Genomic DNA, 9049 nt, shown 5'->3' with positions numbered 1-9049 from the left:
GTTGCTGGCGGAGAAGGAGGGATTTGAACCCTCGCGCCGGTTACCCGACCTACGCCCTTAGCAGGGGCGCCTCTTCGGCCTCTTGAGTACTTCCCCAAAATTGGCTCCGAAGGCAGGGCTCGAACCTGCGACCAACCGGTTAACAGCCGGTTGCTCTACCACTGAGCTACTTCGGAATACGCTTTTATGGTGGGCCTAAATGGACTCGAACCATCGACCTCACGCTTATCAGGCGTGCGCTCTAACCAGCTGAGCTATAGGCCCTTATTTAGAAGCGGGTGATCGGAATCGAACCGACGACATCAGCTTGGAAGGCTGAGGTTTTACCATTAAACTACACCCGCGTAGAAATGGTGGGTCAGGACGGAATCGAACCGACGACACTTAGAGCTTCAGTCTAATGCTCTACCAACTGAGCTACTGACCCATCTTTTTTTAAAATGGCGGTCCCGACCGGGATCGAACCGGCGATCTCCTGCGTGACAGGCAGGCATGTTAACCGCTACACCACGGGACCTTTTGGTTGCGGGGACAGGATTTGAACCTGTGACCTTCGGGTTATGAGCCCGACGAGCTACCGAGCTGCTCCACCCCGCGATAATCAATATGTTGTTCACCAATTTTAGTTGTTCTTAAAAGATGGCGGAGGAAGAGGGATTCGAACCCCCGCGCGGTTTAACCCGCCTGTCGGTTTTCAAGACCGATCCCTTCAGCCGGACTTGGGTATTCCTCCGTTATATGAACGTTTAAAATGGTGGACCTTACAGGACTCGAACCTGTGACCGGACGGTTATGAGCCGTCTGCTCTAACCAACTGAGCTAAAGGTCCTTAAGATGGCGGCGGAGGGGGTCGAACCCACGACCTTACGGGTATGAACCGTACGCTCTAGCCAACTGAGCTACGCCGCCAGGATCTTTACTTATGGTTGGTGGAGCCTAGCGGGATCGAACCGCTGACCTCCTGCGTGCAAGGCAGGCGCTCTCCCAGCTGAGCTAAGGCCCCATAATTTTTTACTACCCATTGGTTGTACATGGTCGGGAAGACAGGATTCGAACCTGCGACCCCTTGGTCCCAAACCAAGTGCTCTACCAAGCTGAGCTACTTCCCGAACTTTTTTGGCGCGCCCGACAGGAGTCGAACCCATAACCTTCTGATCCGTAGTCAGACGCTCTATCCAATTGAGCTACGGGCGCTTTTTAAAATGGTGCCGAGGACCGGAATCGAACCGGTACGGTAGTCACCTACCGCAGGATTTTAAGTCCTGTGCGTCTGCCAGTTCCGCCACCCCGGCACATGTTGGAGCGGAAGACGAGGTTCGAACTCGCGACCCCCACCTTGGCAAGGTGGTGTTCTACCACTGAACTACTTCCGCATGTGCTATTTTTTATTCTGACAGGTTTGTTTTTATTGGTGCGGGTGAAGGGAGTCGAACCCCCACGCCTCGCGGCGCTAGATCCTAAGTCTAGTGCGTCTGCCAATTCCGCCACACCCGCAAGAATTTTGGTCTTTAATGGTGAGCCATGAAGGACTCGAACCTTCGACCCTCTGATTAAAAGTCAGATGCTCTACCGACTGAGCTAATGGCTCAAAATGGTGCCGGCGATAGGAGTCGAACCCACGACCTACTGATTACAAGTCAGTTGCTCTACCAACTGAGCTACACCGGCATTTTGTTTGGTGGAGGATGACGGGTTCGAACCGCCGACCCCCTGCTTGTAAGGCAGGTGCTCTCCCAGCTGAGCTAATCCTCCATTTGCCTAGCGATGTCCTACTCTCACAGGGGGAAGCCCCCAACTACCATCGGCGCTAAAGAGCTTAACTTCCGTGTTCGGTATGGGAACGGGTGTGACCTCTTTGCCATCATCACTAGACTATTCTCTATTTCAGAACGTTCATCCGTTCTTCAAGACAAGAATTAGTATATAATGTTCTCTCACATTATGCAATACTTTTTTTGAAAAAAATAATATTTTTTTCTAATTGATAAAGTGAAGCTTCAATTAGTCGATTTTCAATTAAATCTGAAGTGGGCGTCTTACTACCCGTTAATGCGGGATAAAATAAAATACTCTGTTGCCCATTATAGCAAGTGATTTTCTAAAAGAAAATAGCTAATTTCACTCAGTTGAAATTAATTATAATAGTATATTAAGAAACTTGATAGTACATGCTCTTTTCAATACATATAAGAGTTTCTTATTTTCTTTAATAAGGGCAAGAGCTGCTCATTTTCTTTATCGTATTTTATAAATAAATCAATTACTGGTAATTCAAATAAATCAAAATCGATAATATTAAATCTGCCTTCCATCATCTCTTTATATATCGTTGATTTTGGTAAAAAGGCCATCCCTAGTCCATCTTTAACAAACTGTTTAACAATATAAGTTTGAGAAATTGACATTGTACGTATAAATGAAAAATGTTTCTTTAGCAATGGCTCGATCAATACCGATTCTTTTAAATGTCCAGTAAGTAAGGGGTATTTTTCAAATAAAGAACGATAATCATAATGTTCTCCCGTCTCATCATCATAACTATCTAATGGAACAGCAAGCTGTAGCGGACTCGACATAATTTTTTCAGCGTGTATAAGGTGATGCCTGCTTCCTCCAATGCCAATGCCTATATGTACTTGATTAGCTAAAAGCTGCTCGTCAATTTGCTCTGAATCCACAACCGCAATTTTAATTTCATATTCCTTATGCTCCATTAAAAATTGATAAATAATAAGTGGTAAATTTGTTTCTACTAGAAGTGGTGATAAAGCAATTGTAATACTTTTTCTATACTGATTTGCGTAAAACAATGTATCGCGTTTACTGTCCTCCACTTTTTGCAAAATTTCCTTTGCTTGCTTTAAAAAGAATTTCCCTTCCTCTGATAGCCATATTTTTGTGTGCTCTCGATGAAACAACTTAACTTGCAAGCTTTCTTCTAATAGCTGAATATGTATTGTAATACTCGGTTGAGATATAAATAGCTTTTCCGCTGCTTCACGGAAATTCCCTGTATCAGCAGCGACGACAAAAGACTGAATCCACTTTAGTTCCATTTTACACCTCTGATTAATTTTTTTAATTAATTCAATTAAATTTAATTAATTTATTTAATTTGATAATTATTTTACAGTGATAATATCAAAGTATATGGAGGATTATCAATGGAAAAATTGATTTTATCGTTTACTCGCTTTGCCGAAATAGAAACAAAGAATAATAGTTCATTATACTACTTTTGGTGCAAAAAAATTATTCATGACGAGGAAATGCTACAATTGCTTATACAAATTCCCGCATCCCAACCGAAACCTAATTTGTTTTTTGCAGCAATCCAATTTTTATTAATGAGATATGATGACCCATTAAAAAGATACATTCCATCGTTCGTGTTAAATCCTTTACCTATAGAAGAAAGTTATTCAGCCTTACAAAAGTTTGTAAAAAAGTATGAACAAGCGCTCATTCAATGCTTTCAAACAAGGCGTGTTCAAACAAATGAAGTTCGACGGAGCGCTTATTTATATCCTATTTTTAGCGACATTGCGAAAAGAGCTCAAAAACCGTTAGCCTTAATTGAAATTGGCACAAGTGCGGGTCTTTTATTGAATGTTGATAAATATTGCTATGAAGTAAAGGAAGGTGATTCCTTTATTTATTACGGTCATCTAGAAAGCCAAGTACTACTTAAATCCGAGAATATAGGAAATGCTTTGACGTGCTACAGAGACTTTCAAGTATCTGACCGTTACGGCATTGATTTGAATGTTTTACAGCTACAAAATAGGGATGATTATATGTGGCTAGAAGCTTTAATATGGCCAGAGCATAAGGAGCGACGCAAGTTATTACATCAAGCGTCAACTATTCATTCAGAAGTGCCCAAAACATTATTAGAGGGAGACGTGCTTCAACTACTACCATCTATCATTCAGAATATTTCTAATGCGCATCAAATCGTTATTTTTCACACACATGTCGCTAATCAGTTTTCAAACGAGTTAAAGGAAGCGTTTCAACAAACTTTAGCAAATATAGCGAAAGATAAGCCCATTTATCACGTTTACAATAATATGTATGATGAAAATATTCATGTCGATTACTTATCGGCACATTTGAATGAAGAAATCCGGCTTCTCCCTAAAGCAGGAAGCCATGGGCAATTTTTTTCTTGGTGTTAAGCGTGTAAGACCCCTTTACAATGAGCGTCCAAAAAGCCGTGCAGAGCCGGCTTTTTTGGACACTGTCGTTAGTGTTTCTTCAAAAGGCTCTTGGAAAACGGGAGAAACATTGCGCTTAGCGCATTTTTCTCCGAATGAAGTGAATTGGTGAAATTAAATTTTCCTTGCATCGTAAAAACCCCACAGCCGCCTCACTTAATCAACAGAAGAGCTTGTCGTACTTTTGTTAAACTCTCAATAGATGTGCTTTCCCCAAAAGACATTCTAAAAAATTGGCGAGCAGCGGTTATTGAATAGCCCATTGATAAAATGGCCTTTGTACCTGAATCACTGTGAATATCACAAGCACTTCCAGTAGATATTGCAATTCCAGCTTCATTTAACTTTAATAAAACATACTGCCCTTCAACCTTTTCCATTATTACGCCGCAAATATTCGGTAATTGCTCCTTTGATTCAATAAGTTCACAGCTTTCTGGTAAGCTTTCTTTTAAATATTGACGTAATTTTTCATAATGGTCTCTTTCATAATGGTATTCTTCAACGGCTGTAGCAAAGGCAACAATGGCCGGTGTATCTAACGTACCTCCACGCAAGCCTTTTTGGTGTGTAACCCCCGGTGCTAAAGGTGGCACACCTAGTTTTGGATTTATATAAATTGCTCCACAGCCTTTTGGACCACCAATTTTATGAGCTGATACAGTGATGGCATCGACTTGAATTTGTAGCGGTAATTTACAAAAAGATTGCACACAATCAACATGCATGAATATATCATGTGTTTTTGCAATGTGAGCTATTTGTTCAATTGGCTGAATCGCGCCTATTTCAGAATTGACATGCTGAATTGCAATCAATGCAGTTTCTTCACATATTGCTGCGCGCAATTGTTCCACATCAATACAGCCATCCTGCTGTAGGGCCAATTTCGTAACACGATAGCCCATTTTTTCTAATGTATTTAACGCGGCATGAACGGACGTATGCTCCGCTTGTGATGAAATAATATGCTTCCCCTTACTTGAGGCAAGCGCTAATGACAAAATTGCTATTATATTTCCCTCTGTCCCACTACCTGTAAAAATAATACCGTCTTTATTACAATTAAGGGCTTGTGCAATGACCTGTCTCGCCTGTTCTACAAAATATTGTGACTGCCCACCTAAATCGTGCAAACTAGCACTGTTGCCATAATATTTTTTTGCAACTTCACAATATACCGCTAGTGCCTTTTCTGTCATTGGTGCTGTTGCTGCGTAATCTAAATAAATCATATTTTTCTACCCTTCTTTCTTCTTAAGTCTTGTTTTCTTCTTTATTTTATGTAAAGATATGTGTCAAGACAACTGTAAAGAAGGTTTTATTATGTACATAAAGACAGATGTTCTTATTATCGGTAGCGGTATAGCTGCACTTCAAGCCGCTCGTATATTAGGGCAATATTTTCAGGTGCAGCTTGTGACAAAGTCTTCTATAACAACAAGTAGCTCTTACAGAGCGCAAGGAGGCATTGCTGCCGTTACAACACGAACAGACAATATTAACTTCCATATTCACGACACATTACGCGCTGGTGAATATCATCATATTTTATCGAATGTTGAGCAATTAATAAAAAATGGTGCACAGCTTATTGATGAGCTTTTACAACAAGGTCTACCAGTTGATAGGGATACGAATGGCGAACCAATCCTCGGTTTAGAGGGAGCGCATAGCCATAACCGTATTTTGCATGCTGGAGGAGACCAAACTGGCAAATGCTTTATTCATTATTTAATAGACCAGCTACCTCGAGCCGTTACAATTAATGAACACGAGACAGCTTATGAATTGCTATTAAATACAAATGGTGAGTGTATCGGTGCACTTACAACAGGAAATCAAGGTTCAAGACGCTATCTTGCCCATCACACTGTCATTGCAACAGGCGGAGCTGGTGCTCTTTATAGCTGCACCTCTAATTTTTCTACTAATACTGGTGATGGCATTGCCCTTGCCTATCATGCTGGGGCAGCTATTAGCGATATGGAATTTATGCAGTTTCACCCTACTTTGTTATGGTGCAATGGCAAGGCAAAAGGTTTAATATCCGAAGCGGTACGTGGAGCAGGAGCTATTTTTGTTAATGCCAAACGACAACCGATTATGCAAGGTCGTGATTTAGCACCTCGACATATTACGGCGCACACACTATTTATGAAGCGCCTTGCTGGAGAAGAAACCTTTCTAGATATTTCAATGATTGAAAAATTCAAGGGAAAATTCCCTACGGTTACAAAGCTATGTATTGAAAATGGCATATCTTTACAAGATGGCTTAATTCCTGTAGCACCAGGTAGCCATTTTTTAATGGGTGGCGTGATTGCGGATAGTTCAGGACAAACTTCCATCCCTTTTTTATATGCTATAGGAGAAGTTGCCTGTACTGGGGTACATGGCGCAAATCGCCTTGCAAGCAATTCCTTATTAGAAGCAATAACGTTTGGACAGCGAATGGCACAAGCGATTATTGAAAAAGGCTTGCAGCAGCAAAATTTTATATTTAAGCAAAGCAGTAATGAGGGTGCTATGCCCCATTTATGGACTAAAGACCAATTACAACAAAAGATAATGGAAACATTGGGTATCGTGCGAAATCCTTTAAGCATTCAAGATTTTTTGCAGCAATTGCCATCATTACAAACGCTGCTTTCTACTAAGAAGGAAAACTTAAAGTGCGAGCAACTAGAGCTTTACATGATGCATATTGTTGCTATATTAATGGCAAAAGCCGCATTAACTCGCACTGAAACACGCGGTGCACATATCCGTACAGACTACCCTAGCGCGGATACAAATTGGGCAAATCGTTGGATTATTTTTTCACAAGGACAAATGGAAGTGAGGGATTCTTTATATGAATATAATCAAACTCGAGGAAATGCTAAAGCAGTTTTTTAATGAAGATATAGGTGATGGCGATTTATCAAGCGAGCTTATTTTTTCAGTAGATCAGCAAGGAGCATTTTCTTTTTATGCCAAAGATAACGGAATTTTTTGTGGTGTCCCTATTATCGAGCAAGGCTTTCGCTTACTTGACCCATCTATCGTCATTACTTTTCATAAAAAAGATGGAGAAATTGTTAAAAGCGGTGATTTAATTGCCCATATTCAAGGCTCACTTCAAAAGCTTTTAATAGGTGAACGCGTAATTTTAAATTTAATTCAACGAATGTCAGCAATTGCTACTGCTACTCAGTGTGCCGTCAATAAAACGCTTGGCACAGAAGCAAAAATACTAGATACTCGTAAAACTATTCCTGGTTTACGCATGCTTGATAAATATGCAGTACGTGTGGGCGGTGGCTATAATCATCGCAACGGCTTATACGATGCAATTATGCTAAAGGATAATCATATTGCTTTTGCCGGAAGCATTACAAAAGCAGTTCAGGCTGCTCGTGCCAAAATTGGTCATACTGTCAAAATTGAAGTAGAAATTGAAACAAAAGCACAATTAGATGAAGCTGTTGCTGCTGGAGCGGATATTATTATGTTCGACAATCGTTCACCCGCTGAAATAAGCGAGTGGCTACCTTCTATCCCTAGTCATATTGCAACGGAGGCTTCTGGCGGTATTACACTTGAAAATTTAAAGGCCTATGCGCAATCTGGCGTGCAGTGGATTTCTCTTGGTGCACTTACACATTCCGTACAAGCTTTCGATATTAGCGCACTTGTTCAATTGAAAGGAGAAGATTGTCTTGTCAATCACTAATTTACTACAGCAAACATCTTTATTACCAGAGCATTATCGAACATTATCAGTGGCTGAGATGGAGGCTCGCATATTAAAAATAAAAAAAAGTTTAGGAAACAAACTTTTTATTTTGGGTCATCATTATCAAAAAGATGAAGTAATTCAATTCGCTGATGCTACAGGGGATTCCTTACAGCTTGCCCAAATTTCAGCAGCAAATAAGGAGGCAGAGCATATCGTATTTTGCGGTGTGCACTTTATGGCAGAAACAGCGGATATGCTAACAACTGACAAGCAGCATGTTTATTTACCTGATATGCGCGCAGGGTGCTCAATGGCTGATATGGCTGATATTTATCAAACAGAGCAAGCATGGCCGGTTTTACAAAAGCTTTTCAGTGATACGATTATCCCTCTAACTTATGTTAATTCTACTGCCGCAATTAAAGCATTTACTGGTAGATACGGTGGGGCTTGCGTTACATCGTCCAATGCTAAAGAGATGGTTAAATGGGCATTCACGAAAAAGCAGCGCATTTTATTTTTACCTGACCAGCATTTAGGTCGCAATACGGCGTATGAGCTAGGCGTTCCGCTTGAGAATATGGCTGTTTGGAACCCACATAGCCAAAAGCTTGAAACAGAACAACCAATTGAAAATATTCAAGTGATTTTATGGAAAGGTCATTGCTCTGTCCATGAAGGTTTTACAGTTCAACACACAGCGATGATTCGTCAAACGTATCCCGAGATGCGCATTATCGTTCACCCTGAATGCAGTCGTGAAGTTGTAGCGGCGGCGGATGACTCAGGCTCGACAAAATACATTATTGATACAATTAACCAAGCGCCAAGTGGCTCATCTTGGGCAATTGGTACAGAAATGAACCTTGTGCGCCGCATTATCAAAGAGCATCCAGATAAGCATATTATTTCTTTAAACGAAAACTTCTGTCCTTGTTTAACAATGAATCGCATCGATTTACCACATTTACTATGGTCACTAGAAAGTATTGCTGCTGGTCAGCCACAAAATCGCATTGAAGTAGATGAAAATACAGCTATAGAAGCACGTATCTCACTTGATCGTATGCTAGCACGTGTTTAATAAGGAAAGGCAGTCGGTTTC

The 9049-nt window shown here is 40.8% G+C and carries 6 protein-coding genes, 19 tRNA genes and 1 rRNA gene; 4 read left to right on the top strand and 22 right to left on the bottom strand.

Annotated elements, in window-relative coordinates; all coding sequences use genetic code 11:
- Positions 1-5: 5 nt before the first annotated feature.
- The 21 genes from MHB51_RS17975 to MHB51_RS17875 all read right to left on the bottom strand — a co-directional run bounded on the left by MHB51_RS17975 (position 6) and on the right by MHB51_RS17875 (position 3056).
- Positions 6-96 (bottom strand) — tRNA-Ser (locus tag MHB51_RS17975).
- A gap of 5 nt (positions 97-101) precedes the next feature.
- Positions 102-176 (bottom strand) — tRNA-Asn (locus tag MHB51_RS17970).
- Positions 177-187: 11 nt separating this feature from the next.
- A tRNA-Ile gene (locus MHB51_RS17965) sits at positions 188-264 on the bottom strand.
- 9 nt (positions 265-273) lie between these two features.
- A tRNA-Gly gene (locus MHB51_RS17960) sits at positions 274-344 on the bottom strand.
- Between the two features lie 7 nt (positions 345-351).
- A tRNA-Phe gene (locus MHB51_RS17955) sits at positions 352-427 on the bottom strand.
- Positions 428-441: 14 nt separating this feature from the next.
- Positions 442-517: transfer RNA gene (locus MHB51_RS17950), tRNA-Asp, on the bottom strand.
- 3 nt (positions 518-520) lie between these two features.
- Positions 521-597: transfer RNA gene (locus MHB51_RS17945), tRNA-Met, on the bottom strand.
- Positions 598-640: 43 nt separating this feature from the next.
- Positions 641-733: transfer RNA gene (locus MHB51_RS17940), tRNA-Ser, on the bottom strand.
- Positions 734-752: 19 nt separating this feature from the next.
- Positions 753-829, bottom strand: a tRNA-Ile gene (locus MHB51_RS17935).
- A gap of 6 nt (positions 830-835) precedes the next feature.
- Positions 836-909, bottom strand: a tRNA-Met gene (locus MHB51_RS17930).
- Positions 910-927: 18 nt separating this feature from the next.
- A tRNA-Ala gene (locus MHB51_RS17925) sits at positions 928-1003 on the bottom strand.
- A gap of 29 nt (positions 1004-1032) precedes the next feature.
- A tRNA-Pro gene (locus MHB51_RS17920) sits at positions 1033-1109 on the bottom strand.
- 8 nt (positions 1110-1117) lie between these two features.
- Positions 1118-1194, bottom strand: a tRNA-Arg gene (locus MHB51_RS17915).
- 9 nt (positions 1195-1203) lie between these two features.
- A tRNA-Leu gene (locus MHB51_RS17910) sits at positions 1204-1292 on the bottom strand.
- 6 nt (positions 1293-1298) lie between these two features.
- Positions 1299-1373: transfer RNA gene (locus MHB51_RS17905), tRNA-Gly, on the bottom strand.
- Positions 1374-1409: 36 nt separating this feature from the next.
- Positions 1410-1494: transfer RNA gene (locus tag MHB51_RS17900), tRNA-Leu, on the bottom strand.
- 18 nt (positions 1495-1512) lie between these two features.
- Positions 1513-1588, bottom strand: a tRNA-Lys gene (locus MHB51_RS17895).
- 4 nt (positions 1589-1592) lie between these two features.
- A tRNA-Thr gene (locus MHB51_RS17890) sits at positions 1593-1668 on the bottom strand.
- 8 nt (positions 1669-1676) lie between these two features.
- Positions 1677-1752 (bottom strand) — tRNA-Val (locus MHB51_RS17885).
- A 4-nt stretch (positions 1753-1756) separates the two neighbouring features.
- Positions 1757-1872, bottom strand: a 5S ribosomal RNA gene (rrf, locus tag MHB51_RS17880).
- Between the two features lie 305 nt (positions 1873-2177).
- Complete coding sequence (locus MHB51_RS17875; RefSeq protein ID WP_066167663.1) at positions 2178-3056, bottom strand: LysR family transcriptional regulator; 879 nt, start codon at positions 3054-3056, stop codon at positions 2178-2180.
- 108 nt (positions 3057-3164) lie between these two features.
- Here MHB51_RS17875 and MHB51_RS17870 point away from each other — a divergent pair, with 108 nt between their 5' ends.
- Positions 3165-4181: a DUF2332 domain-containing protein gene (locus tag MHB51_RS17870; RefSeq protein WP_066167666.1), complete on the top strand. Its 1017-nt coding sequence runs from the start codon at positions 3165-3167 to the stop codon at positions 4179-4181.
- A gap of 191 nt (positions 4182-4372) precedes the next feature.
- Here the strand turns inward: MHB51_RS17870 and MHB51_RS17865 are convergent, their stop codons facing one another.
- Entirely contained in the window at positions 4373-5455 is a 1083-nt protein-coding gene (locus tag MHB51_RS17865) for an IscS subfamily cysteine desulfurase (protein ID WP_066167669.1), read from the bottom strand.
- 91 nt (positions 5456-5546) lie between these two features.
- On the opposite strand from MHB51_RS17865, the gene nadB reads away from it, so the two are divergent.
- Genes nadB through nadA form a run of 3 tightly spaced genes read left to right on the top strand, consistent with a single transcriptional unit; the run spans position 5547 to position 9028 of the window.
- On the top strand, positions 5547-7121 hold the full coding sequence (gene nadB / locus MHB51_RS17860) for an L-aspartate oxidase (protein WP_342558721.1): 1575 nt from the start codon (positions 5547-5549) through the stop codon (positions 7119-7121).
- Positions 7078-7938, top strand: a complete 861-nt coding sequence (gene nadC / locus MHB51_RS17855) for a carboxylating nicotinate-nucleotide diphosphorylase (RefSeq protein ID WP_342558720.1) — start codon at positions 7078-7080, stop codon at positions 7936-7938. Before nadB ends, nadC begins: the two co-directional genes overlap by 44 nt.
- Positions 7925-9028, top strand: coding sequence for a quinolinate synthase NadA (gene nadA, locus MHB51_RS17850; protein ID WP_342558719.1), 1104 nt, complete (start codon positions 7925-7927; stop codon positions 9026-9028). Before nadC ends, nadA begins: the two co-directional genes overlap by 14 nt.
- The last annotated feature ends 21 nt before the right edge of the window (positions 9029-9049 follow it).

The organism is Metasolibacillus sp. FSL K6-0083, assembly GCF_038630865.1.
GTDB classification, from domain to species: Bacteria; Bacillota; Bacilli; order Bacillales_A; family Planococcaceae; genus Metasolibacillus; species Metasolibacillus fluoroglycofenilyticus.
The sequence above is the reverse complement of the archived record's forward strand: the minus strand, read 5'-3'. Positions and strand labels throughout refer to the sequence as shown.